The organism is Methylophaga sp. UBA2012 (assembly GCF_002335235.1).
Classification (GTDB): domain Bacteria; phylum Pseudomonadota; class Gammaproteobacteria; order Nitrosococcales; family Methylophagaceae; genus Methylophaga; species Methylophaga thalassica.
The window spans coordinates 164,855-191,057 of the sequence record NZ_DDCG01000001.1; the positions used below are offsets into that span (position 1 = coordinate 164,855).

At 44.1% G+C, this 26,203-nt stretch carries 23 protein-coding genes; 8 read left to right on the plus strand and 15 right to left on the minus strand.

Features of this window, described 5'->3' with window-relative positions; all coding sequences use genetic code 11:
- Window position 1: 1 nt before the first annotated feature.
- The 4 genes from B2248_RS00760 to B2248_RS00775 all read right to left on the minus strand — a co-directional run bounded on the left by B2248_RS00760 (window position 2) and on the right by B2248_RS00775 (window position 6,685).
- Entirely contained in the window at window positions 2-3,142 is a 3,141-nt protein-coding gene (locus B2248_RS00760) for an efflux RND transporter permease subunit (protein WP_273181642.1), read from the minus strand.
- On the minus strand, window positions 3,135-4,517 hold the full coding sequence (locus B2248_RS00765; protein WP_273181641.1) for an efflux RND transporter periplasmic adaptor subunit: 1,383 nt from the start codon (window positions 4,515-4,517) through the stop codon (window positions 3,135-3,137). The genes B2248_RS00760 and B2248_RS00765 overlap by 8 nt, the downstream gene beginning before the upstream one ends.
- Window positions 4,510-5,838, minus strand: a complete 1,329-nt coding sequence (locus B2248_RS00770; RefSeq protein WP_273181639.1) for a TolC family protein — start codon at window positions 5,836-5,838, stop codon at window positions 4,510-4,512. Before B2248_RS00770 ends, B2248_RS00765 begins: the two co-directional genes overlap by 8 nt.
- Window positions 5,839-6,280: 442 nt before the next feature.
- The gene (locus tag B2248_RS00775; RefSeq protein WP_273181636.1) at window positions 6,281-6,685 is read right to left on the minus strand and encodes a hypothetical protein; all 405 of its coding nucleotides are present in this window, start codon (window positions 6,683-6,685) and stop codon (window positions 6,281-6,283) included.
- Window positions 6,686-6,791: 106 nt separating this feature from the next.
- Here B2248_RS00775 and B2248_RS00780 point away from each other — a divergent pair, with 106 nt between their 5' ends.
- The 4 genes from B2248_RS00780 to B2248_RS00795 all read left to right on the plus strand — a co-directional run bounded on the left by B2248_RS00780 (window position 6,792) and on the right by B2248_RS00795 (window position 11,198).
- Window positions 6,792-7,295, plus strand: coding sequence for a methylated-DNA--[protein]-cysteine S-methyltransferase (locus B2248_RS00780; protein WP_007145353.1), 504 nt, complete (start codon window positions 6,792-6,794; stop codon window positions 7,293-7,295).
- Between the two features lie 717 nt (window positions 7,296-8,012).
- Complete coding sequence (locus tag B2248_RS00785; protein WP_273181632.1) at window positions 8,013-9,164, plus strand: hypothetical protein; 1,152 nt, start codon at window positions 8,013-8,015, stop codon at window positions 9,162-9,164.
- Window positions 9,164-9,586: a hypothetical protein gene (locus B2248_RS00790; protein ID WP_007145350.1), complete on the plus strand. Its 423-nt coding sequence runs from the start codon at window positions 9,164-9,166 to the stop codon at window positions 9,584-9,586. The genes B2248_RS00785 and B2248_RS00790 overlap by 1 nt, the downstream gene beginning before the upstream one ends.
- Complete coding sequence (locus B2248_RS00795; RefSeq protein ID WP_273181629.1) at window positions 9,576-11,198, plus strand: diguanylate cyclase; 1,623 nt, start codon at window positions 9,576-9,578, stop codon at window positions 11,196-11,198. The genes B2248_RS00790 and B2248_RS00795 overlap by 11 nt, the downstream gene beginning before the upstream one ends.
- Before the next feature lie 37 nt (window positions 11,199-11,235).
- Here B2248_RS00795 and B2248_RS00800 read toward each other — a convergent pair whose 3' ends face one another.
- The 6 genes from B2248_RS00800 to B2248_RS00820 form a co-directional block, all read right to left on the minus strand.
- A complete protein-coding gene (locus B2248_RS00800) occupies window positions 11,236-13,173 on the minus strand; it encodes a PQQ-dependent sugar dehydrogenase (protein WP_273181627.1) in 1,938 nt (645 codons plus the stop codon).
- A 159-nt stretch (window positions 13,174-13,332) separates the two neighbouring features.
- Window positions 13,333-14,436 carry an alkene reductase gene (locus tag B2248_RS00805; RefSeq protein WP_273181626.1) on the minus strand — a complete coding sequence of 368 codons (1,104 nt, stop codon included), beginning with the start codon at window positions 14,434-14,436 and terminating at the stop codon, window positions 13,333-13,335.
- A gap of 15 nt (window positions 14,437-14,451) precedes the next feature.
- Window positions 14,452-15,441: a zinc-dependent alcohol dehydrogenase family protein gene (locus B2248_RS00810; RefSeq protein ID WP_273181625.1), complete on the minus strand. Its 990-nt coding sequence runs from the start codon at window positions 15,439-15,441 to the stop codon at window positions 14,452-14,454.
- Window positions 15,442-15,456: 15 nt separating this feature from the next.
- Complete coding sequence (locus B2248_RS14805) at window positions 15,457-15,960, minus strand: hypothetical protein (RefSeq protein WP_422655659.1); 504 nt, start codon at window positions 15,958-15,960, stop codon at window positions 15,457-15,459.
- Between the two features lie 57 nt (window positions 15,961-16,017).
- Window positions 16,018-16,617: an iron-containing alcohol dehydrogenase gene (locus tag B2248_RS14810; RefSeq protein WP_420538338.1), complete on the minus strand. Its 600-nt coding sequence runs from the start codon at window positions 16,615-16,617 to the stop codon at window positions 16,018-16,020.
- Window positions 16,618-16,681: 64 nt separating this feature from the next.
- Entirely contained in the window at window positions 16,682-17,296 is a 615-nt protein-coding gene (locus B2248_RS00820; RefSeq protein ID WP_273181623.1) for a TetR/AcrR family transcriptional regulator, read from the minus strand.
- 217 nt (window positions 17,297-17,513) lie between these two features.
- Between B2248_RS00820 and doeB2 the strand changes: the two genes are divergently transcribed.
- From doeB2 to B2248_RS00840, 4 genes are read left to right on the plus strand one after another with little or no spacing between them, the layout of a single operon-like run.
- Window positions 17,514-18,677 (plus strand): N(2)-acetyl-L-2,4-diaminobutanoate deacetylase DoeB2, encoded by a 1,164-nt coding sequence (gene doeB2 / locus B2248_RS00825; protein ID WP_007145343.1) that lies wholly within the window; start codon window positions 17,514-17,516, stop codon window positions 18,675-18,677.
- Window positions 18,678-18,732: 55 nt separating this feature from the next.
- Complete coding sequence (locus B2248_RS00830; RefSeq protein WP_273181620.1) at window positions 18,733-20,007, plus strand: aspartate aminotransferase family protein; 1,275 nt, start codon at window positions 18,733-18,735, stop codon at window positions 20,005-20,007.
- A complete protein-coding gene (doeA, locus tag B2248_RS00835) occupies window positions 20,004-21,257 on the plus strand; it encodes an ectoine hydrolase (RefSeq protein WP_273181618.1) in 1,254 nt (417 codons plus the stop codon). The genes B2248_RS00830 and doeA overlap by 4 nt, the downstream gene beginning before the upstream one ends.
- 7 nt (window positions 21,258-21,264) lie before the next feature.
- Window positions 21,265-22,626, plus strand: a complete 1,362-nt coding sequence (locus B2248_RS00840) for an NAD-dependent succinate-semialdehyde dehydrogenase (protein WP_273181616.1) — start codon at window positions 21,265-21,267, stop codon at window positions 22,624-22,626.
- Here the strand turns inward: B2248_RS00840 and B2248_RS00845 are convergent.
- The 5 genes from B2248_RS00845 to B2248_RS00865 all read right to left on the minus strand — a co-directional run bounded on the left by B2248_RS00845 (window position 22,619) and on the right by B2248_RS00865 (window position 26,060).
- Window positions 22,619-23,728 (minus strand): PepSY-associated TM helix domain-containing protein, encoded by a 1,110-nt coding sequence (locus B2248_RS00845; RefSeq protein WP_273181614.1) that lies wholly within the window; start codon window positions 23,726-23,728, stop codon window positions 22,619-22,621. The two genes, B2248_RS00840 and B2248_RS00845, sit on opposite strands and share 8 nt — an antisense overlap.
- Before the next feature lie 147 nt (window positions 23,729-23,875).
- A complete protein-coding gene (locus B2248_RS00850; protein ID WP_273181612.1) occupies window positions 23,876-24,067 on the minus strand; it encodes a CPXCG motif-containing cysteine-rich protein in 192 nt (63 codons plus the stop codon).
- A 63-nt stretch (window positions 24,068-24,130) separates the two neighbouring features.
- Window positions 24,131-24,625 (minus strand): GNAT family N-acetyltransferase, encoded by a 495-nt coding sequence (locus B2248_RS00855; protein WP_273181611.1) that lies wholly within the window; start codon window positions 24,623-24,625, stop codon window positions 24,131-24,133.
- Window positions 24,622-25,800 (minus strand): chromate efflux transporter, encoded by a 1,179-nt coding sequence (gene chrA / locus B2248_RS00860; protein ID WP_273181609.1) that lies wholly within the window; start codon window positions 25,798-25,800, stop codon window positions 24,622-24,624. The genes B2248_RS00855 and chrA overlap by 4 nt, the downstream gene beginning before the upstream one ends.
- Before the next feature lie 59 nt (window positions 25,801-25,859).
- Window positions 25,860-26,060, minus strand: coding sequence for a DUF2061 domain-containing protein (locus B2248_RS00865; RefSeq protein WP_273181607.1), 201 nt, complete (start codon window positions 26,058-26,060; stop codon window positions 25,860-25,862).
- Window positions 26,061-26,203: the final 143 nt, after the last annotated feature.

Genomic DNA, 26,203 nt, shown 5'->3' on the forward strand with positions numbered 1-26,203 from the left:
TCTACTTTCTGCTCTCGATAAACTGTAATACCAGACCATAAATTAGCGGTAAAACAAACAGCGCTAATAGCGTAACGGAAATCATTCCACCGACCATCGGCGCGGCAATACGCTGCATCACATCACTGCCAGTACCATTGCTCCATAAAATAGGCAGCAGGCCAGCAGTAATGGCGATGGCGGTCATGGCAACCGGACGGACTCTTTCTGCGCTTCCTGAAAAAACGGCTTGCCAGATAGCCTCTTTGCTCAGTTTTTGTTGTGAGTTCAGTTGTCTCACTGCGTCAATTTTCTGATCGATAAAGGTCAGAATTAACACGCCGATCTCCGCGGCAACCCCGGCCAGTGCAATAAAGCCGACGGCAACGGCAACAGAGAAGTTAAACCCCAACCAATACAGCAGCCATAGACCGCCAATACTGGCAAACGGAATCGACAGCATGACGACGAGCGGGGAGCGAATATTACGAAAGTTGAGATATAACAATAAAAAGATGAGTAAAAGCGTCAAAGGAATCACCAACTTGAGACGCTCTGCGGCACGTTGCATATACTCAAATTGTCCCGACCAGCTGAGGGTATAACCCGGTGGCAGCGATACCTTCTCATCAATCAATTGACGTGCTTTTTCGACATAACCGCCGATATCATCTGATTTGATATCAATATATACCCAGGCATTGGGCCGCGAGTTTTCTGTCTTGATGACCGGCGCACCTCGTTTAAGACTTAAATCGGCCAGTTGTGATAATGGAATCTGAGCACCTGTTGGTGCTGATATCAGGGTGCGTTTAAGCTCATTTAAGTTGTCACGCATATCCCGTGGATAACGCAAATTGACAGGGTAACGCTCCAGGCCTTCAACCGTAGATGTTACATTCATGCCGCCAATGGCTGTCTGGATAACATCTTGTACATCGGCGATATGCAATCCATAACGCGCAATTTCATCTCTGTTGATGTTGATATCAACAAAATATCCCCCCGTGGCCTTATCTCCAAACGCCGATAAGGTTTCCGGTAAGGTCTTAACCAACTGTTCAACTTGGGCCGTCAGTATATTGAGCTCGGTTAAACTGGGGCCACTGATTTTAATACCGACGGGGGTTTTAATGCCGGTAGATAACATATCCAGCCGTGTTTTAATGGGCATTGTCCAGCTGTTGGTCAGGCCTGGAAACTGGATGGCGTCATCCAGCTCATTCATCAGCTCACGCGTGGTTTTGGCCGGATCAGGCCATTGTTCACGGGGTTTTAAACGAATGGTCGTTTCGAACATGGATAACGGGGCAGGATCCGTGGCGGTTTCAGCGCGACCTGCTTTGCCAAATACCGACGCCACTTCTGGAAAGGTAGTGAGAATCTTATCCGTTTGCTGAACTAACTCCCGCGCTTTAGAGATGGACAGGCCGGGGTAGGTCGTCGGCATATACAAAATATCACCTTCATCGAGTGGTGGCATAAACTCGCTACCTGTTCGTTGTATCGGAATGATGCTGACAGCTAACAGCAGTGCTGTGATGAGCAGTACGGAAAAGCGGTAACGAATGCAAAACTTCAGCACCGGCCGATGAAGTCCATGTAATAAGCGATTTAAAGGGTTTTTTTCTTCGGCAAGAATATTACCGCGAATGAGTAAGCCCATTAGAACGGGTACTAAACTAATGGCCAATATAGCTGCTGCTGCCATCGCATAGGTTTTGGTGAAAGCCAATGGGCTGAATAAACGACCTTCCTGAGCCTGAAGCGTGAATACCGGCAGAAAGGACACCGTGATAATCAGAAGCGAGAAAAATAAAGCCGGTCCTACTTCTTTAGAAGCATCCGCTATTGCTTGCCAGCGTTCAGAAGAAGAGAGTTTTCTGCCTAAGTCAGTTGCGGCTTTTTCCAGATGTTTGTGTGCATTTTCAATCATCACGATGGCACCATCAATCATCGCACCTATCGCAATCGCAATGCCGCCAAGTGACATGATATTGGCATTAATGCCTTGCCAGTGCATCACAATAAATGCCATCAATATGCCAATAGGTAAGGTAACAATCGCGACCAGTGCAGAGCGGGCATGGAACAGAAAAACAATACAAATCAAGCTGACAATCAGCGATTCTTCCAGCAGCTTATGTTTCAGATTATTCACACCACGATGAATCAAATCACTGCGGTCATAAACCGCCTGTATTTCAACACCTTCTGGCAGACTTTTTTCCAGTTCCTTAAGCTTCTTCTTCACATTATTAATGGTGCTGAGTGCATTTTCGCCATAACGCATGACCACAATACCGCCGGCGACTTCACCTTCACCATTCAGCTCGGCAAGTCCACGACGTAAGTCAGGCCCGTAGTGAATATTAGCAATATCGGCCAGACGAATTGGGGTGCCATCTTCAGTCACACTGACGGCAATGGAACGAATATCATCAAGTGACTGGATGTAACCCAATCCACGCACCATATATTCGGTTTCTGCCATTTCAATTAATTTACCGCCAACATCACTATTCGAACGCTGGATGGCTGTTTTCACTTTGGATAATGGAATGTGGTAATTCAGCAGGGCATTGGGATCCACTTCGATTTGATATTGTTTGACATAACCGCCGATCGAAGCCACTTCTGCCACGCCATCTACGGTTTGCAGTGGATAACGTAAATACCAGTCCTGTATGGAACGCAGTTGTGCTAAGTCATGACGACCACTTGTATCGACTAACGCATATTCATACACCCAGCCAACTCCGGTTGCATCGGGTCCAAGACTTGGCGATACACCTTCTGGCAGGCGGTTACTGACATAATTCAGATATTCCAGTACCCGTGACCTAGCCCAATACATATCAGTATTGTCTTCAAAAATAATGTAAACAAACGACAGACCAAAAAAGGAATAGCCGCGTACAGACTTTGCTTTAGGCACGGCTAACATGGCTGTCGTTAAAGGATATGTCACTTGATCCTCAACGACTTGTGGTGCTTGTCCCGGATATTGTGTAAAGACAATCACCTGAACATCAGACAGGTCCGGAATGGCATCCAGAGAAACATTTTTCAGACTCCAGATACCGGCGGCGACCAGAAAGCTTGCTGCCAGTAAAACCAGTAGCTTTTCACGTAATGCCAGATCGATGATGGACTTAATCATGGTGATGATGCTCCATCTCTGGCATGGTCATTGACGAAGATGATGCGGGTGCTAGCATGTCCTGTCCGAGCATGTTTTGTTGATGATCTTGCATTTCTTCAGAAGCGGGGGCGTCAATTGCCCGCATTTTCTCAGTCGTTTCATTAAGTTTAGACTCAGAATCAATCAAGAACTGACTAGACGTTACCACCTCGTCACCCACTTTCACTCCGTTCAGGATTTGCGTCCTGCCATCGGCACTTAATCCGGTAGTGACCTTACGCGGTTCAAACTGGCCCGCTGCTCTCATAATAAATACCTGCTCTTTATCACCTGAGCGAATAATGGCTTCAGTCGGTACCGTAATGGCTTCAGGCTGATTTTTGGTATGAATGGTGACATTGGCAAACATGTCCGGTTTTAATAGCAAATCCGGATTATCAAATGCCATACGCACTTTAATGGTTCTGGTTGCAGCTTCAGCATAGGGATATATATAAGAAAGTGTGCCTTTAAAGGTTTTTCCTGGAATGGCAGTTAATTGCATGTCAACCGTATCATTCTCATTGACCCAAGGCAGATCCGACTCATAGACCTGTGCTATCACCCAGACTTTACTGAGATCAGCCAGCATATATAACTCGGTTTGTGGTGTGACATATTGACCCTCACGTGCGCCGATATTAATTACTGTACCTGTGAATGGGGAATGGATATGAAGCGCCTTGGGGATATTGCCGGTTTTCACCATATCGCGAATCTGATGCTCTGGCACATCCAGAAATGCCAGGCGTTCCCGTGCTGAAACGACCATTTGCTCCGCACTGCGACGGATATCATCGAAAGGACTGTTTTCCAGCGTTTTTGCACTGCTGATCGCCAGCAGATATTCCTGTGAGCTGGTGACCAGTTGTGGCGAATAGACACTCAATAACATCGTGTTTTTATTGACCTGAGTACCGGTCTTATCAACAAAAAGCTTTTCAACCCATCCCTCAGTTTTGGGATGAAGTTTAGATATGCGCTCTTCATCATAGGTCACCTTTCCGACTGTACGAATAAGGTGAGATAAACTGGAAAGTTTCGCCGTTGCGGTACGAACACCAATATTCTGTTCGGTGACAGGATCAATTTTAACTGTACCAGCTTTTTCTGGTGCAGAGGCCTCGTCCTCATAAACCGGTATATAGTCCATTCCCATGTGGTCTTTAGCTGGAACAGGCGACGTGACTTCCGGGTTCATTGGATTACGGTAATACAGTGGTTTGGCCGGTTTTTGTGTGGTTTCTGCTGTCACGGCTGGTGGGCTGGTCAAGTGCTGATATGCCATTAAACCACCAGTGCCAATCAATAAGCCGCTGATTAAACTAATAAATATAGACGTTGTTTTATTCATAAAAAGTGTCCTTACCTACACTGGCCTCAAGATCCGCTAATGCCGTTTTTGCGGTTTTTACGCTAAGCCATAATTGTGTTTCGTAGTCATAAAGTGTGATTTGTGCTCGAACTAGGTTAAGAAAGTCGACTTTATTCACTTGATAACCCGATAACATGGACGCTATGGTTTGTCTGGCCTGAGGCAGGATGCCTGTATCCAATAAGCTGTATTGCTGACGCGCCTGATGATACTGGGTAATGTAGTTAGCAATCTCAGATTGAACCTGGTTCCAGCTATCCTGATAAGCGAATTGTTGTTGTTTTAATTCACTGTTTTTTTGTGAAATGGCCATTTTTTGTTTTCGATCGGCAAATAACGGCACGTTAATCCCGACTTGCAGTGACAACATGTCACTCCGATCTGAGCCATCCAGATTATGACCTTGTCTTACACCATAAGCCGCTGAGATTTTGAAATCAGGTAATAGGTCTTTTTCAGCTAAAGCTTTATCTTCTGAGGCGGCGGCAATAAGGTGTTTTTGTTGCAGCAGAAAAGGTCTGTTCTGTTCGGCAATATCGAGAATTTCATCAACAGATTTAATCTCTGGCAGCGTGGTATCAATATGCTGAAATGCCGGAAGTTGAATCGCCGTGTTCGTTGGGCGACTAAGTAAGGTGTTAAGCCTTATGACCACCTGTTCGCGTTCACTGTTTAATTCAATCTCACGGTTCAGGAGTTTGGATAACTCCAGTTGAGCAAGTAAGACATCCTGTTGCAGACCATGCCCGACACGGTATTTTGTTTCAGCAATATCGATAAACTGCTTAAGTAGCGTTTTGTTGGTGGAAATAATGGCCAGCGTTTTTTCCAGATAAAACAGTTGCCACCAGTAGCTTGTTACATATTGGATTAGCTGCTGTTTATACTCTGTCGTCATCAAGGCACTGGCATTAGCGCGTTCAGTGGCCGCTTGTTGTTTCAGTGCTAACTTGCCTGGAAATGGAATCTCCTGACTAATGCCTAACTGCCATTGCGTCATAGCTTCTTGTGATGTGTTCAAGCTATCCGTGGGCAGGTTAACCAGGCCCATACTGATCATGGGATCCGGCAGGCTGCCAAGCTGTGAGGGAAGCGCAGACATTGCTTCAGCCTGAGCCTGACGTTGGGCAAGACCTGGGTTGGACTGCTCAGCCATGGCTACGGCTGTATCCAGCGTTAAAACAGCGTATACCTGCTCAACGCGCTCTTTGGTATCTTCAGCCGCATAAGCGGATGGTATGAGGAAAATCAGTGGTAAAAAAATTAACCACGCGGTAATGGTTGTATTCCATTGCTTCATAAGCTTCACCAATCATTAATAATGATATAAGCACAGATGTGCTGTGGCCTCACGGAAATGAGGAGATAGGTGTTATAAGCTTATGGGGGGCCTGAACAGGGAGCTGTGTTGTTCTGTTGGTTTTGCTTCAATCTGACTCATGGTCAGCAGAATAAAAAGAGGCTGATTAATGGAAAGGTAAGACTTCGTTGGCAGTGTGACAGTGTTGAAACAGCTGTGATGACTGGATTGACAATGATCCATATTCATACAATGCGGACACTCTTTTGATGACGTTTCTGCACAGTGTTTCTGAGTATCAGAAGATTGAACATGATGCGAGGAAGAGTGAGACATATCTGAACGCATTTCTGCTTTGTCTGCGTGCGCTGACCATGATGACAAGGTCATCATCAGTGTCATGCACAGCAGTAGCAAATGTGTCGTTAATGTTTTCACTAGTTTATTCAGTCGCGTTTTGTTTTTCTTTAAATTCTGCTTTTATGGTTTCCAGTGCGGGTGGGACGGCGTCACAAGCTTCAATGTTACCAGTACACTGACTACATTCATATGCTTTCCAGCCAGCAGCAATATATTCTTCTTTATGCGGACTGGGTAAGCGGTTGGCAATGCCTATTGTGGACTTGGCCCGTGTAGAAATATAGCCATACTCACCTTTACAAAAGCGGAGTTGATCCGGATTTTTTTTGAGATCATATTTTTGATGAATTTCGATACCTACTTCACGTAAATAATGAAGCTCAGCATATAATTTTTGTAAACTGTCTCCGCTATATTGAGAGCTGATGTTGCCAGCAAATACAGCAGGGCATAAAAATAATAACGACAAGAGGCTAAAGGTTCTCAATGGTTTACTCCTCAGTATTCAATTAACTTTTGGCAGTTTTGAATACGATTAAGTTCAATCGTTTATATGGTATATGAAAAATGCATTCAGTAGGGAGGACAAGTTCATGGTGTTTTATGAATTAGGGATTTCCAGCCTAGGTTGTCTACTGGTGGCTAGAAATAACAGAGCTATATGCTTTGTTGCATTGGCTGATGACCCCGACCTTTTGGTTGAGCATCTCCAAGAAAAATATCCACATGCAAAACAACAGCAAAATGATACTTTACTAACCAGCTATTTAATCCGGATATTAAACTATATCGAGTCACCAAAAGGTGAGTTAGATTTACCGATTGAAATGGAAGGAACGACGTTTCAAAAATCAGTATGGATGACCTTACAGCAAGTTCCTGTTGGGCAAACCAGAACCTATACCGAGCTGGCAAACATGCTGGGAAAACCCTCGGCTGTGAGAGCTGTCGCCAATGCTTGTGCCGCTAATTCATTGGCTTTGCTGGTACCTTGTCATCGGATTGTTAATAAAAACGGCACGCTGTCAGGCTATCGATGGGGTGTAGAACGTAAACAAATTTTATTGGGCCGTGAAAAGGCCTTGTTGACTGTTTGATCTTGTCTTTTTTTGTCTGCTTTGCATGGTTTGTCAAGCTTTTATTCGATAGCAGTGGTTAAATATTGACCACCATTTAAAGCTCGTCAGAAAAGAGTCACTTACAGATTTACCAGAAACTTATCCACATGCTTATCCACTGAAATTGTGGGTAATGTGTATAAATTATTCGAGATAATTATCTTCGTATCATTCATAAAGCTTTTGTCTTTTCTCTGATCCTCCGAAAAATGGCTCTTGGTTAAAATTTAACCATGTCATAAAGCTTGTCATAAAAGAGTCACTTACAGCTTTACCAGAAACTTATCCACATGCTTATCCACCGTTTTTGTGAGTAAAGTGAATAAAACTTTAGATTGACGATGAGATTTATGAATTTTATAGATGTAGCTATATCAACAATCTTCACGCTTTTTTTGCAATGGTTAAAAATTAACCATCATGTAAAGTTTGTCGTAAAAGAATCACTTACAGATTTACCAGAAAGTTATCCACATTCTTTTCCACAGAAACTGTGAGTAAGTGCGAAACGCCTGAATAAAGGGGGATAATTCATTTAAGAACAACAAAATGCAGGAAAATATCTATATAATCCATGTGGATTTTGTCATGAGCGTGGGTGTTGGCTTGCTAAATGTTAAACACAGTTTTTTATTAATCGGATTGTTATTGACGTTACCATTTTGATGTGAGGCCTTAGATACAGGTATTGAGGGCTTGTCTGTGAATGGTTACGGCACATTAGGCCTCATCTACAATGACAGCGATAATACTCTCTATCGCAACTCCATCGAACAAGAGGGCAGTGGGCATGGATTTGATTCAGCAACCGAGTCTAACCTTGGCCTGCAAATTGATTACATTTTCAACCAGCAGTTAAATTTCACCACACAATTTGTTTTCATAGACAGACCTGAGCAGTCATTTAATAACACCCTTAAATCAGCCTTTTTTACCTATCATTTTGATAATCGTTTTGAAATTGGGTTTGGTCGATTACCGAATGATGTCTTCATGTCATCAGAATATAAAAATGTTGGTTTTGCTCGTTTATGGACGCATTTACCCGTCGCGTTTTATGGCCAGCTAGCGGGTGAATCCTACGATGGCGCAAAATTAAGCCATCACCTCAGATTAGGGGATGGTGTGTTGACCTCGTCTGTATGGGCGGGTCGAAGCAACTTTCCTTATGACAGTAATGGTGAGGCAAAAAAGATAAAGTTTGAGCCGAACTTTGGGGCAGGGCTGCGCTGGGAAAATCAGACCTGGTTATTAAGACTTCTTTACTCACAAGCCAGAATTAATGACAAAGACGATCCTGCCGCTGCATTTGACGATGCGTTAATACAAGCATCCAAGTTTGGCTGGCCTGAAGCGGCTTCTATCGCGGGTTTTTCTATTAATGATACCTGGCTGAGATATGTTACGGCGGGACTCAGCTATGATAAAGACGACTGGCTTGTTCAAAGTGAATTGAGCGTCGTTAAGGCAGAAACAAGTACGCATGATAAATACGCTTCTGCTTATTTGAGTGTGGGGCATCGGTTTGGTGCTGTGACACCCTATTTTATTGTCAGCAAATTTACCACGCTGGGTAGTCGAGAAACCATACCACCTGCACCTGCATTCATTACATCATATCAACGATTACAATCAATCGCTCAGGCTGCGTCAAATGGCATTTATGCTGACCAAAGTACGCTTGGTATCGGCGCTCGTTGGGATGTTTCGCAAACGGTTTCATTAAAAGCGCAATGGGATCGTACTTGGGTTGAGAAGTATGGCGACTTTATCTTTGAACAAAAAAAACAAATAGATAAACAGCATATTTTTAACGTATTCAGTCTGACCGTGGACTTTATATTCTGATGAAGACGATATTAGTATTAGCAATATTGTGTTTATCGCTGGTGCCATCCTTAGCAGCCTCAGGAGAGATTGCTGTGGTTGCAAATAAAAACAATCCACTAGCCGCGCTGAGTAAGCAGCAGATTGTTGATATTTTTATGGGGCGGACAAAATTTTATTCGACCGGACAAAGAATAGTGTTACTAGATCAGGAGATTGCGTCTCCAGCGAGAAGAGATTTTTATCAAAATCTGGTTAATAAAACACTCAATGAAATCAATTCCTACCGCGCCCGACTCTTATTTTCTGGTCGATTTGCTTTACCTAAGGAAGTCAGTGATGATGAGATGATAAAGTGGTTAGAAAAAGATTCTAATGCAATCGGCTATATTGAAGCTGATAAGGTGAATGACTCATTAAAAGTCCTGGGTTATGTTGACTAAGCTTCGCACAAGTATTGCCACTCGATTAGCATTCATATTGATCCTGGCTGGTGTTGTGTCTGCGTTATCAACAGGATATTTGTTTTACAGTTATACCTATTCAAAAGAGTTTGCTCAAAGTCAGAAAAATATCCGACAACTCGCTCATGCCGTATCTCATACAGCTGCAATCGCTGCTTATTTAGATGATCTGACACTGGCTAAAGAAGTCGTTGAGGGGATTGCAGGCAGTGATTTAGTCAAAGCTGTGGAGTTAAAGTCAACGCAGGAATCGCTAGCTTTACGTGGTACCGTACCTGATGACGCTGAGACAATGAAGTTTGATTTGGAATCTCCTTTTTCAAGCGGTGAAATGGTTGGTAAATTAAACCTTGTGCCGAATGTCGCTTTGATTAAGTCGGATGCGAGAAAGGCCGCTATCAATCACGTTATATTAATTTCTGTTCAGACGTTTGTTTTGATCACACTTATTATTTTCTTATTGAATACACAGTTGATAACTGAAATAAAACGGCTTGCCAGTCGTTTGCATGGTATTCGGATTGGCAGTGAAGAGCGAATTATTCCAACTCAGTCTCACCAATACGATGAAATTGGTTTATTAACCCACGATATAAATGAGTTATTAAATTCGGTCGAGGAGAATATTAATCTTGAAAGAACGCTTCGACTTGAAGTGGAAGCGTTAGAAAACCGATTCAGAGATATTTTCGAACAGTCCAGTCACGGTATCGCCATTGTCGATATTGATGGCAAAATGAGGCTACATAACCCGTCTTTCAAACAGATTATTGGTGATGAATGTTTTCAGAAGATTTCAAAGCAAGACTCCCTTTCCTTTTTTGCACTATTTGATGAAGAAAAAAGTCGCTTGGAATCAGCTGCCGCTGAAGTTTTATCGAGTGGTGAGTCACGAGCAGTTGATATAAAAGTTGAGGAGGGGTCACAAACGAGGTGGTTATACTGCCTTATTTCGGTCATGACAGACGATGATAAGACGTCGTCTTTTGAAATTGTCTTGCAAGATATTTCAGAGCGTCGCAATCGGGAAGAAAAGTTAAAGGGGCAGGCTGAAGTCGATGCCTTAACCAATTTGTATAATCGCGGTGCAGGTGAGAATAAAATTGAACAACTTATCTCATCTTCGGACTCTAAGCGGTTTTCATATGGCCTGTTTATGATTGATTTGGATGGGTTTAAACCTGTTAATGATCAATTTGGCCATGAAGCAGGAGACAGAGTGCTTATAGCGGTTGCAAATCGATTATTAGGTTCAATTCGTGCTGAAGATATTGCGATACGTTGGGGAGGCGATGAATTTGTTGTTTTTGCCAGATTAACCACGGATTTATCAGAAGCGAGCAGTATTGCAGAAAAACTGTTAAATATATTACAGCAACCAATCGAATGTCAGTCTGATATGAGTGTGACTATCAGTGCTAGCATTGGCATCGCGCTCTATCCATTCAATGCTGATAATATTGAGACATTACTCAAGTACGCTGATCTTGCGATGTATGAAGTCAAATCACACAACAAAAACAGTTATAACTTTTTCAAACAACCCACATTCAAGACGTCAGAGACACAAAGTGTGATCACCGGATTTTAGAATGCCCGGTGAATAACACCGGGCATTTTTTAGTGTATTACTGTATGGGTAAATAGACTATTTTACTGCCTTTCATATCCGGCACTATCAGGTACTGACCATCTGCTGAGAGACTAATGTCAGCAGCAGAGACAAAGTCATCACTGAGTAATTGTGGTGTTGCTTTAGGTTCAACTAACTGCCACACCTTACCATTTTGCCAATCACTCACATACAGATAGCCTTTGCTGTCTCTGACCAGACCATCAGCACCACCAAAGCCTTTGTTCAGTGCTTCAGTTTTACCCGAGCTGATATTCGCACGATACAAGTCACCTGTGCCAAAGTCAGCAACTAACAGCGTGTCATTACCGTCCATCAGCAACCCATTAGGACGTTTAATAGCCGATTTATCATCCAAAATTTCGCTCACTTTACCTGCTTGAGTAATTTGATAAATGCCGGCATTTTCTCCATCATCAGTGCCGCTATCAGAGACATATAAGGTACCGTTACCATCAATTTCCATATCATTCAGAAAGACAGGTTTTCCGGGAAAATCCTTGGCTTTGGCGATAACTGTGATATCACCTTTCATATCTACTTTAACGACATGATCGACATCAGCGATATACAGTTCGTTATTCCATAAATCGATGCCTTTGGGATCATTTAAGCCTGTAGCCAGCGTTGTTTTTTGTCCGGACTTATCGATAACCGTGACTTTACCGTCACCGGCTTTACCAAACTCACCAATTTCAGTGACAAATACACGACCATCTGGTGCTGCAATGGCTGATTCAGGCATCTGCAGATCAGTGATTGTTTTGCTATTTGATTGAGACGTGGCATCAGTTGAAGATGCGTTGTCATCGCCATAACTAACACGGTAAATCACATCGTTATAATCATCAGAAATCAGTAAGGAACCATCGGCAAGTTGTAATACATCGGTCGGACGTCCCCAGGCCTCACCATTCTGCAACCAACCATCGATAAAGACTTCATGACCTGTCACCTGATGATTATCATCAAATGTGACACGCATTAACTGGTAACCCACAGGACTCGTTCTATTCCATGAACCATGCTGAGCAATAATGGCATCGCCTTTGTAGTCAGCTGGAAACATATCACCTGTATAGAATTTGAGACCCAGACTTGCGGTATGTGCCTGGAATTCCTGGACAGGGAACGTGACGTCTTGTGGTGCTTGTTTGTCTTTCCAGTCAGGATGTTGCGCTTTGCCACCCGCATAATAAGGGAAACCAAAGTGCATACCGGCTTTAGGTGCGGCATTGAGTTCACCCGGTGGATTATCATCACCCATCATATCGACGTTATTATCAGTGAAATACAGGGTGCCAGTGTCGGGCTGGAAGTCCATACCCACTGAGTTTCTGATACCTTTGGCATATATTTCAGCATCACTGCCATCGGCATTCATGCGAATAATGCTGGCTTCAATACCCTGAGGATTACAGATATTACAGGGGGCACCTACGGTGACATAAAGCTTGTTATCAGGGCCAAAAGCAATATAGCGCCAGCCATGGTGTGCTTTATCCGGTAGCTTATCGTAAATAACCTCACGCATTTGTTTAAATGGTAAGTTGAGATCGAAACCCGGAGCGGGGTAAATGGCAATACGGTTTTGCTCAGCAACATAAAGGTTGCCTTGATGCACCGCTACACCATTACCGACTTTTAAATCATCAAGAATCTTCACCACTTTATCGGCTTTACGATCTTTGTTTTTATCGACTACCGCAAAGACATTATTACCGCGTGTGCCAACAAATACTGTGCCTGTTGACTGGCCTAAGGCCATTTGACGCGCACCTTCGACTTCGGCATAAACATTAATATGAAAGCCTTCTGGCAGCTTGAGCTTGTGTAGATTTTCTTCCGCATCGGCTCGGTCAGCAAATGCAGCCTGTCCCATCAGTCCTAACGAACCGGCTAGCATAAGCTGTGTTATTGTCTTAAGTGTCATACATCCTCCTTTAGTATGTATTTTCCTGCTGTGCAGCGTATCGATTATTGAATCACAGAGAATCGATACGCTGCTTGAGTGGTATCAGGACACGATACGTCACTGATACTCATGGTGCTTGCCTAATAAAACGGGGTTTGTGCTGGTTTCTACATATCGTTATTTTTCAGTGAGAAAGGGATAATCGATATAACCATGTTCATCACCACCATAAAAGCTATCGCTGTCAGGTGTATTCAATGGGGCGCGAGTAGAGAAACGTTCAACTAAATCCGGGTTGGCAATGAATAACTTACCGAAGGATATACAGTCAGCATCGCCACTTTGGATCGCTACATTGGCAGTATCAAAATTATATTCACTGTTTGTCATATACGTTCCCTGATACCACTCACGACATAGGCCTAAATCAAACTCGGGGCCCGCAGCGCCTGGATTTTCAGCGCCCATTTCAGTGATATGTAAATACGCCAGGTTAAACTTGTTTAGCGCCTTGATAATGTACTCAAAGGTTTTTTCGGGCTGACTGTCTTTCATATCATTAAAAGGTTGCAACGGAGACAAACGAATACCAACACGGTCTGAACCCCAGATTTTGCAAACTTCATCAACGACTTCTAGGGTCAGACGGGCGCGGTTTTCAATACTGCCACCATATTCATCCGTTCGCTGATTACTGCCATCACGTAAAAATTGGTCAAGCAGATAGCCATTGGCAGAATGCACTTCGACACCATCAAAGCCTGCTGTTAAGGCGTTATAAGCGGCAGTTCTGAAATCATCGATTGTCTGCTTGATTTCATCCTTTGTCATTTCCTGTGGTGTTTCATAAGGTTTCATACCCTCGTAGGTATACACTTCACCAGCAGGTTTAATGGCTGATGGGGCTTGTGGTTTCATACCACCGGGTAACATAGATGAATGTGAGACTCGACCACAGTGCCATATTTGCAAAACAATCTTGCCACCTTCTGCATGGACCGCTTTGGTGACTTTTTTCCAGCCTTCAATCTGGGCTTTGCTGTATATGCCTGGTGTATTCGGATAACCAATACCTTGAGCCGAGATTAATGTGGCTTCACTGATAATCAGCCCTGCTGAAGCTCGCTGACGGTAATACTCAACATTCATATCTGTGGGGGCTAAACCTTCACCTGCACGGTTACGCGTAAGCGGTGCCATTATCACGCGGTTTTTCAAGCTGATGGAACCCAGTTCAATAGGTGATAAAAGCGACTGAGATTGTTGATTCATTGCTGTCATAGTGCATCCCTAAGTTCAAAGTGTAATAACAATTTTGCCTAACTGATTATTGGCTTCCAGATAGCTATGGGCCGCGACAATATCGTCAAATTCAAATGTTTTAGCGATAACCGGGCTTAGCTGCGAATGCTTCAACCAGTCAAAGATTTTTTCTTTAGCTTTGTTTAAACGTTCTGGAGCGCTGGTGAATTCAAATAGCGTGTACCCCCGAATTGTGAGCCCTTTCTGTAAAGCCGGGAACAGCGGATAAGGGGTGGGGTCAGCACTTAATGCGCCATATTGAAAGATCATTGCTAATGGTGCGCAGGCTGCAGCTAAGGTGTTTAACATCGGGCCGGCAACAGGATCGAAAACGATATTGACACCACGGCCTTGAGTGATGGCCATCACCGCATCAACCACATCATCTTGTTCACTGATAATCACGTGCTTAGCCCCTAACTGATGGAGTTGTTCTACCTTTTCAGCTGTTCGGGTCATCGCAATAGGTGTGGCACCAATCAGGTTACATAATTGTATGGCTGCGATACCGACACTACTGGACGCGGCTGGAATTAACACATAATCACTAGCTTGCATTTTGGCAATATCAATCAAGGCACCATACGCTGTTAAATATTGCATCCACACTGATGTCGCTTGCTGCCAGCTTAAATTCTCCGGGTGATGAGTGACGGCTGTGACTGGCATATTGGTGATTTCTGCATAAGCACCATATTGATTCATTGAAAAATTGGGAATGGTACTGACGGCATCGCCGACTTTAATATGTTTAACGTTGTCACCGACGGCGGTAACGGTTCCAGCACATTCATAGCCTATACGGGCAGGGAATTGAGGTGTTTCAAGATACTGGCCACGGCGGAACATTGCCTCAGCACGGTTAAGACCAATAGCATGGACTTGGATCTGTACTTCATCAGCAGAAGGGGCTGGGACGGTTTCATCAATAATCGATAAAACGGATGGTTCACCTGCCTGAGAAAATTGAACTGTTTTTGACATAAAGCGCTCCTTTATTTATAGGCTTGCTTGCAGAATTTGTTGGCTTTTTTTGAGGTCGATATCATTATGTTCGCCAAGCTGGGTCAGACCATGTTCAGCCAGTTGTTTGATCATCACTGGAATAGCATCAGCGTTAATCTGGTAATCACTCAGATGTGTTTTCACACCCATTCGTTCAAAAAAATCGCGAGTTTTTGTGATCGCCATGTTTATTTTAGTGTCGTCAGTGCCTTCGTTGAGTCCCCAGACACGTTCGGCATACTGTAGTAATTTGGCGGATTTTTTCTCACGTTGTTCCTGCAGTACCGTGGGCAATAAAATCGCCAATGTCTGTGCGTGATCCAGCCCATGTAGTGCGGTGATTTCATGACCGATCATGTGGGTTGCCCAATCCTGAGGAACTCCGGCACCAATCAAGCCGTTTAACGCTAATGTCGCTGTCCACATGAAATTGGCCTGCAGATCGTAATCATTAGGCGACTCAAGCAACTCAGGACCAATCTCAATCAGTGTCTGCAATAATCCCTCTGCGAATCGATCCTGCACCATGGCATTAACCGGATAAGTCAGATATTGCTACATGATGTGAGTGAAGGCATCCACTACACCATTCGCCAGTTGTCGTGGTGGCAAAGTATAGGCTTTGGTGGGATCTAAAATAGAAAATGCTGGATAGACGAGCTTACTGCTGAAGGCCAGTTTTTCTTGTGTTTCGTAACGTGTGATCACGGAGTTGGCATTCATTTCTGAGCCAGTAGCGGGGAGGGTAAGCACTGAACCAAACGGTAATGCCTGGCGAATATTTGTGGCGTGATTCACTAAGATTTCCTGCCATGGGTCACCGTCACACTGTACAGCTGCTGCAACGAACTTGGTGCCATCTATGACGGAACCACCCCCAACAGCTAACAGATAATCCAACTTATTTTGACGAATCTGCTCAACCGCACGCATCAAGGTACTGTAACCAGGATTAGCTTCGATACCGCCAAACTCTTCTACATGACGATTACCGAGGGCAGTAGTGACTTCCTCTAAGGTGCCGTTTTTACGGGCACTGTGTCCACCAAACAACACTAAAACACGCGCATCTTTCGGCACAAACTCATCAAGTTGTGCAACTTGACCTTCACCAAAAATAATACGTGTCGGATTGTAAAAATTAAAATTATTCATTGCCGTACCACCTTAAAAATAGTTTATTAGACCAGTCGTCTTTATTTTGGATAAATAGAGCAGGTCACTCGTTATTATCAGTCAAGCCCAGTCTGTTTTGTGTCGCTTTCATGGCGATTTCAAGCGCAGCGGGTGTGTGATTGACTTTAGTCATCAGCGTTGCGCCTACCCATAGATAATAGATCTCTTCTGTGACTGTTTTAGCATCATAATTAGCATTGATTTCGCGTTTATCTATCGCTTCCTGAACACAAACGGAGAGTCGTTCAATGACCTGTTGCGTGCCTTGTTTAAGTGTTAACCGCATCGCTTCTGATAGATCTGTTACTTCACCACTTAACTTCACCACAAGGCATCGGTCCATGCTGGTGTCATCACATTGATTGGCTTTCCACTGCTCAAAGTAGGCGAGCAGACGTTCAACAGCAGAACGCTTATCCGTTTTTAACTGTTTATCCACGGTCGTTATATATTGAGCAAAATAATGCTCCAGCAGCGCGTTGCCAAACTGTTCCTTGGATTCGAAATAGTGATAAAACGATCCCTTTGGCACATTAGCGGCTTTTAATATTTCATTCAGACCCACGGCAGAAAAGCCTTTCCCAAGGATAATCTGCTGTGCTGTCGTTAAGATCTGTTGTCTTGTGTCTGTAGTTCGTGTTTTATTTGTCTGTGTCATGGCTATTATCATTTCATATATTAGACCAGTCGTCTAGTTTGTGTTGAATTCAGATAAAAAGCGTTATTGGAAATATTGGAACAACGCTTGCTTTATCTTTGTCAGAGTTTGAAAGTATTGTAATTGACAGCATAAATTACCTATTCAGGTGCTTAGATACTTTCGTTTCATCAGAACATGCACTGTTTTGAGTCAATAAAAAACGCAAAGGAGCAAGATGGCTACCATCTGGCAACAAGCGATCAGTCATGCGCAGCAACTGCGTCGACACTTGCACAGTCAACCGGAGCTGGGTTGGCAAGAAGTGCAAACAGCTGAATTGATCCGCAAACAATTAGATTTACTGGGTATTCCCTGGGAGTCTTGTGCTGAGCTGGGCACTTTAGCAAGACTGAACCCTCACGGTGATAGCAAACCGCATATCGCACTGCGCGCTGACATGGATGCGCTGCCTATTACAGAAAAAACACAGCATAGTTGGGTATCTCAGAATACAGGTTGCATGCATGCCTGTGGTCATGATGGTCACACAGCAACATTACTGGCAACAGCCGCCTGGTTAAAGTCGGTAGAAGATAAATTACCAGGTCCAGTGACCTTACTGTTTCAGCCAGCAGAAGAGGGCGGCCATGGCGCCAAAAAGATGATCGATGACGGCGCTTTGCAGGGCATTGATGAAATTTATGGCTGGCATAACTGGCCTGCGATGTCTTTTGGCAAGCTTATTTGCCCAGATGACATCGTCATGTGCGGGAATGGTACGTTTAGTATTACTTTAACTGGTAAAGGTGGACATGCCAGTCAGCCTGAACTTTGTCGTGATCCTGTGTTGGCAGCCAGTGCCGTCACTATGGCACTTCAGCAGATTATTAGTCGTCATCTTTCACCGCAACAGGCAGCGGTGGTCAATGTCTCATCTATCGAAGCTCCGAGTGCGGCCACCGTGATCCCTGATAAGGCGGTATTAGGTGGAAGTATTCGCGTTCCTGACCAAAAAACGCGTGATCTGATCAATCGTTTAATTACCGAGATAAGCCAACAGACAGCTGCAAGTTATGGGGTGGACTGTGAGGTCAATATCTATCCCCGATATGAAGCCACTATCAATCATGCTCATCAGGCTTCGAATCTGCGTGCCCAGTGGCAGGCGGAGCATGGGCTGGCTGGAATGGATACAGACACCTTAGTGCCGATTATGGCATCTGAGGACTTCAGCTATTACCTGAATGAAATTCCTGGCGCATTTGCCTTGATTGGTGCGGATGATGGTCCTGATCATCAATCGGTATGTCACAGTCCTTTATATGACTTTAATGATCAACTAATTCCTTTAGTTACCCGTCTCTATGCGCGTTTGGTCGGTGCGCCTTTGCCTGAATAACTGACTACATCATTCGCTGTTATAGCAGTGGATATCACTAACCAGGAGGTAATGAATGAGTATATTTGAACAACGTGAGTCCGGTATCCGTGCGTATTGTCGTGTTTATCCTGTGGTTTTTGATAAAGCCAGTAATGCTAGGCAAACCGATGAAGAGGGGAATGAATATATCGATTTCTTTGCCGGTGCCGGTGTCTTGAATTTTGGTCACAATAATGAGCGGATGACTTCGGCTGTGGTGGACTATATTCAATCGGGCGGCGTGACTCACGCGCTGGATATGCAAACAACAGCAAAACGTGAGTTTATGGAGAAGTTCGAAAAGACGATTCTTAAACCACGGGGTATGACTCACAAAATGCAGTTTGTTGGGCCTACCGGCACCAATGCGGTGGAAGCAGCCATGAAGCTGGCAAGACGCGTAACTTCACGGCAGGAAATAGTCGCTTTTACTCGTGGCTTTCATGGCATGACGTTGGGCTCTCTGGCTGCAACGGCAAATCGTTATTTTCGTGGTGCTGCTGGTGTCCCGCTAAATCACGTCTCACATTATCCCTTTGGCTGTGAAAAAACATGTCAAGGCTGTGAATCAGGCTGTGGCATGTCGGTGTTAGAACACTTGCGTTCGCTGTATCTGGATACATCGAGTGGTGTGACACCGCCTGCGGCATTTTTACTTGAAACGATTCAGGCGGAAGGTGGTGTCAATGTTGCCTCCAAAGAATGGCTTCAGGAGTTAGCAAAACTAGCTAGGGAAGTAGGTTCTCTGCTGATTATTGATGATATACAGGTTGGCATGGGCCGAACCGGGTCTTTCTTTAGTTTTGATGATATGGATATTGATCCTGACATCATTTGTATGGCGAAAGGACTTGGCGGCATGGGAACACCAATGGCGATGAACCTGATTAAACCAGAAGTGGATGAATATTGGGCACCGGGTGAGCACACTGGCACCTTCCGTGGCCAGAGCCTGTCTTTTGTCGCTGGTAAAGAAGCGCTGACCTATTTTGAAAATGATGATTTGATGGCTGAGGTCAAACAAAAAGCTGAGAAAATGAATCAGGCTCTGGCACCGCTGGAAGAAAAATTCGAGCAGGTGCAGATACGTGGTAAAGGCATGATTATCGGTCTGGATGTGACGACGGGTGAACGTGCCAAAGCAATTGTTGATGAATGCTTCAAAGCCGGATTACTGATTGCCAGTTGCGGCACTGGCGGACGTGTAGTCAAGCTTATTCCTCCTTTAACCATACCTGAAGAGGATCTGCAGGCTGGTTTAGATGTTCTGGTACAGACCACATACAAAGTCATGGAGGAAGCAGCATGAGACAACGTGATGATATGACCTTTCCCTTTGAGGAATATGAACGTCGCCTGAGTGAATTACGCGTCAGAATTGCTCAACGTCATTTAGATGCTGTGGTGATAACTGATCCAGAAAATATTATGTATATGACGGATTATCAGACCACGGGATATTCCTTCTTTCAAGCCTTAGTCGTGCCGTTAGAGCAGGAACCTTTCATGATCACCCGGGCGATGGAGGAGTCCAATATTATTGCCCGTACCTGGGTAGAACGGACCCGGCCTTATCCTGACACCGGAGATGCCATTCAAATGCTGGTAGATGCCTTGCGAGAGTTTGGTTTGTCAGACAAACGCATTGGCTATGAGCGCAACAGTTATTTCTTCCCTGCTTATCAACAGGACTTTATTCACACCACATTAACCGATGGCAAATTACTGGATTGTTTTGGCATTGTGGAGCAGGGGCGCATCAGAAAATCTGCAGCAGAGATTGAGTTAATGCATCGTGCCGCTAAAGCCACTGAGGCTGGTATGAAAGCTGGTTTGGAGGCGGCTAAAGCGGGTGTCACCGAAAATGATATTGGCGCGGCAATCAGTTCAGCTATGTTTAAAGCAGGAGGCGAACCACCGGCAGTCATGCCGTATGTCACATCGGGCCCACGCACGATGATTGGTCATGCCACATGGGAAGGACGCACAGTGAAGCCTGGAGAACATGTCTTTCTTGAAGTTGGTGGCTGTTATCGACGCTACCACACGGCGATGATGCGAACCGTGGTGCTGGGCGAATTATCGGACTCGATGTACAAAGCGCAGGAAACCATGAAAAAAGCGTTAAGTGCTGTTCATGAAACTGTGCAGCCAGGCATGACCGTGTCTGATGTCGACAATATGGTACGTAATATTATTTCAGACAATGATATTGGTGCCCGTCTCATCACGCGTTCCGGTTATTCCATTGGCATTGCTTTTCCTCCAAGCTGGGATGAAGGCTATATCTGCAGTCTGAAGCAAGGGGAATCTGCCATTCTGGAAGAGGGAATGACCTTTCATATCATTCCATGGATGTGGGGTGTGGATGGGGATAAAACCTGTGGCATATCTGACACGATCTATGTGACCGAAGATGGCTGTAAATCCTTTTTTACCATGGATCGCGATTTCACCGTTAAGCCTGAACAAGCTGATAAAACTTTAGTGGATATCAGTGAGGCACGTCAGGCTGAGACAAGCGATAAATCAAAACCGAAAGCTAAACAATCGAAATGAGGTGGAGATGTTAACTGCAACGAATCCATATACTGGACAAGAGATTCTTAAGTACGAAGCGTTAAATGAACAAGGCGTTAATATCACGATAGCCAAAGCGGTCAATGCCTTTGACTCCTGGCGCACTATGCCTATTCAGCAACGGGCAGAGATTTTAAAATCAGTCGCTGCTTCACTGCGTAGAAATAAGCCATTACTCAGTAAACTGATGGCAGAAGAAATGGGAAAGCCGGTAAAAGAAGGTGGGCCGGAAGTGGAAAAAGCGGCCTGGTGTGCAGAATATTACGCTGAACATGCTGAGGCGTATTTAAGTGATGAAAAACTGCCATCTGATGCATCTGAGAGCTATGTTTGTTATCAGCCACTTGGCACCTTGTTGGGCATCTTACCGTGGAATGCCCCTCTCTGGTTAGCTTTCCGCTATCTCGCTCCTGCCTTGATGGCCGGCAATACTTGTGTGATGAAACATGATCCGAATGTACCGGGCTGTGCTCAGGCAATCGAGCAGGTATTTGAGGAAGCCGGTGCTCCAGTGGGGGTGATGGTGAATTTGCCGGTTGAGACACCCTTAGTAGAAAAAGCCATTCGTCATCCTGATATTGTGGCTATTTCGTTTACGGGATCGGCAGGAGCAGGGGCTAAAGTCGCTTCAATGGCAGCTTCTGAAATTAAACCTTCCGTGCTTGAACTGGGTGGCAGTGATCCTTTGATTGTGCTGGCGGATGCTGACTTGGATACCGCCGCAGACGTGGCGACTCTGTCGCGTATTATTAATGCTGGACAGTCCTGTATCGCTGCTAAGCGCATTATTATTGAAGCTCCTGTTTATGACGAGTTTATTGATAAATTAAAAACACGTTTGCAAAAATTAAACATGGGGGACCCTTTAGAAGAATCAACGGATATAGGGCCGATCGCACGTGCTGATTTAAGGGATAATTTGCATCGTCAGGTCACTGAAACGATAAATGCGGGTGCTCGTTGTCTGTTAGGTGGTGAAACACCAGAGGGCAATGGTTTTGCCTATCCAGTCACTTTTCTGGCAGATGTCACGGCTGATATGACGGCATTCAGAGAAGAAACATTTGGTCCGGTAATGTGTGCAACAAAGGCAGAGTCAGCTGAACATGCCTTAGTGCTTGCTAATGATACGGAGTTCGGGCTTGGCGCTGCTGTCTGGACTGATAATGCTGAACTTGCGAAAGATTTTGCCATGAAGATTAACGCAGGGCAGGTGGCGATAAACGGTATTGTGAAGACCGATCCTCGGTTACCGAGTGGTGGCATTAAAAAGTCTGGTTATGGGCGTGAGCTGGGGCCGCATGGTATTAAAGAGTTTGTAAATGCCAAACAAGTCTGGATCAAATAGCGCTTTTCTGGTGCTGACGTTTAAATTTACGTCGGTACCATAAGCAGCCACCCGCAATACTTAACACGGCGGTGGATATGCCAGTGATGAAGACAAGAATACGACCTGTTAAATCAAAGGCTTCACCGCTGTGTAAAGGGAATAACCAGAAGGCGATTTTTTGCCTGATACTCATCGCGTCATAGCTTTGCTCGGCCAGAATCTGGTTGGTTTGTGGGTTAAGCCACAACACAAAGCTTCCCGAAGTTTTACGCGGGTCGTTAGCTGCGTTTAAGCGGATTTCAACACTTGGATTTTGACTGCTTGGTGGAATAATTCGCTGCCATTGTTTATCAGGCCAATACTGTTTGGCGCTGATAAGCCAATTATCGGGTTGAATAGGATGATTACTCAACCAGTTTATATCTGGCGAGACTTTTGCTGGACGATTGAGCAACCATTTTGTCTGATCCGGGAATATCAAACTGATACCTGACACAATTAGGACAATAAACACGGGCAGTGATATCAGTCCTAAAGCAATATGTGTTCGGCGTAATCGTGCAACGGTTGAACCTGCTTTTTTTGTGCGAGCCAGTAACCAATTCCAGGCTTTTTTGCTTCTAGGCCAGCCATAATAGACACCTACAATCACGTTGATTAGCACCAGGATAGCCAGGAAACCTAATACTAACTCCATGTTGTCATCCAGAAGAAATGTAAAGTGAAACAGATAGACCATTGACGTGAAATAGCTTCCCCATTCACGCACACTCACCACATCAGCCGTATATGGATTAATCATGACTTCGATATTTTTTCCATGAAGGGGCGACTGTGAATTCATTTCCACAAAAGCGGTGTACATGGCCTTATCATTTCGTGGTGCCCGCAATGAATTGATATGCGCCACATCCGGTAACGCATGTAAAGCGGAATACATCACTTCAGCTATAGGGGCAGGAGAGGTTGTGATGTCATTTTCAAGTACAAGCTGTGGATTTAACCACTCATCAATGGCGTGATCAAACACAATAATTGCGCCACTAACGCTTTGCAGAAACAGCGGAAGAAATAAGATCAGACCACTGATTCGGTGAAACTCAATCCAGAATTTTCGCATGAAGAAACTATGGTCTTTGTTTGATAGCTGTTAAGGATAAATGAAATGACATGTGGCTTGCCTTGGAGGCTAAGCCAGCATGTTAGTTCAAGTAAGAATGTATATCAAATAAGGTTTGTTATTATTTAGTTTGGCTGCTAACAGGGATTATTCATTTTCATGTGAGGTCTGCACATAAATACCTGTTTGATCCACTTGCACATTAAATGTAATGGGACGACAGCATACTTCACAGTCCTCGATATATTCTTGCGACTCGACAGAGCCATCAATCACCACCGAAATAATTTCACCACAGTAAGGGCAGGATACAGTGTGTTCTTGTAATGCGTAGACCATGTGATTTCTCCATCATTATTCATTTAGATGACTGGAGTTCAGACACGGAGTTCCTGTTGTGTATCACCTGTTTGCTGAATAGCTGAATAAGTGACGTTTATCACCTAAACCAATGCCTGTGGCAATAATCTGAAACCCCAGGTTTTTATAGAATTTGAGCAATGCTGGGTAGTGATCTACCGCATCTAATTGTACTGTTTTATCTTGTACTTGATTGAGGCAGAACTGCATAAGTCGTTTGCCATAACCAGCGCCTTGCATGTCAGGAGAAACAGCTAATTGAGTGATATAGACATCTGCTTTGGGTGCTTTTGGCCAGCAATCAGCATAATAGCCAGCTTTGTCGGTGCCTATAGCAATACATCCCAGAATCTGATCATCTTTTTCCAGCACATATACTTGTTTGGTTAACAGGTTTTGTTTAACCGAATTATCATCATAAACACCAAGCCAGTGTGGCATGCCTTGCTGATGCATGTCTTCAGCACAACGGATTAAAAGCTGGGTGATTTTAGTAAGGTCTTTTTGCTCAGCTTTTCTGATGTGCGGTGAATTCATAATAAACTCGTGATAATACTGCCAGCCAGACACCATAAAACAATAATGACTGGTGATAAACGATAAACATGTAACAGAATAAAGCCTGTTATCGCGATAATGATATCGGTATATGAATGAATAACATGTTGCCATATTGGTTGATAGAGTGCAGCTGCCAATAAACCAACCATAGCTGCATTGATACCTAACAGCGACTTTTGTATGACGGCGTTATTTTGTAGAGACTGCCAGAAAGGCAGCACTGCCAGAATTAATAAAAACCCCGGCAGAAATAATATGCATAAGGAAATAACAGCACCAGTAACACCACCATTTTCTCCTGGTAATAGTGCTCCGAGATATGCCGAAATAGTAAACAAAGGTCCGGGCACGGCTTGTGCCGCACCGTAGCCTGCTAAAAATTGTTCTGATGAAATCAGACCAGTAAAAACAATTTTGTTTTCTAATAAAGGCAGAACCACATGGCCGCCGCCGAACACAGTAGCACCTGCCTGATAAAAAATAGTAATGAAATGAAATAACGGTTGGTCAATATTTAATAAGGGGATAAAAAACAACAGAATAAACAGGGTAAGAAATAAGCTAGCCGTTTTTTTTCCGTAGGGTAGGTTGAGTGAAAACGTTTGACTTTTTGTATTGGGCTGAAGCAGATATAAACCGGCGATAGCACCGAATCCCATGACAACAAACTGGCTAAAACTGAAAGGCATCAGCAATAAAAATAGCAGGCTGAGACCGGCTATGATTCTTCTATTTAAATCTGGACAAAGTTGACGTGACATTTTCCAGACGGCGTCGGTCACAACGGGAAGCGCCACAAGTTGCAAACCATGTAATACGGTATCTTTTAGTGGCGATGCTATTGCAACGACATACGTTGCAAACAGAATCAACGCTAATGCTGAGGGTAAAGTAAATGCGATGAAGGCATTGATAGCGCCTAAGATGCCACCACGATACAGACCAATGGCAAAACCCAACTGACTACTCGCTGGCCCAGGTAACGTTTGACTGACAGCAAGCAGTTGCGTGAAGTCCTCATCAGACAGCCAGCGCTTATTTTCAACAAAAGCCTGTCGAAAATAGGCGATATGGGCTACTGGTCCGCCAAAAGCCGTCAATCCCAACGTGAGAAACGCTTTAAAAATATCAGCCTGAAGGGATAGCTTCACATCAGGCCTTTGAGTATGTTGACGATCTCTTTGTGTTTCTCATTCAATCTTTCTCACCTTTATTGAATAGCTGGGTTTCTTTCAGCATTATTCTGCTTAATGGCTGTCCATACTTTTTCATGCATATAAAACGCAACGGTATTGATAGCCGGTTCAATTAACGCCATTGTGCCACCAACTAATACGCTACCGGTCATTACATAACCAACGGTAAATGCCACACTGAAGTGGACAATGGCAAAGCTGATCGTTTTAGTCATGATCATTCTCCTGTTTAGTTGAGAATGATTATCATTAACTCTAAGTTCTTTGTACAACAACTTAGTTAAATCATATTGATTGGAAAAGTCGATAATTTAATCATCGTTTTTATCTATTATTTTAATGAAAATAAACTGTTTCA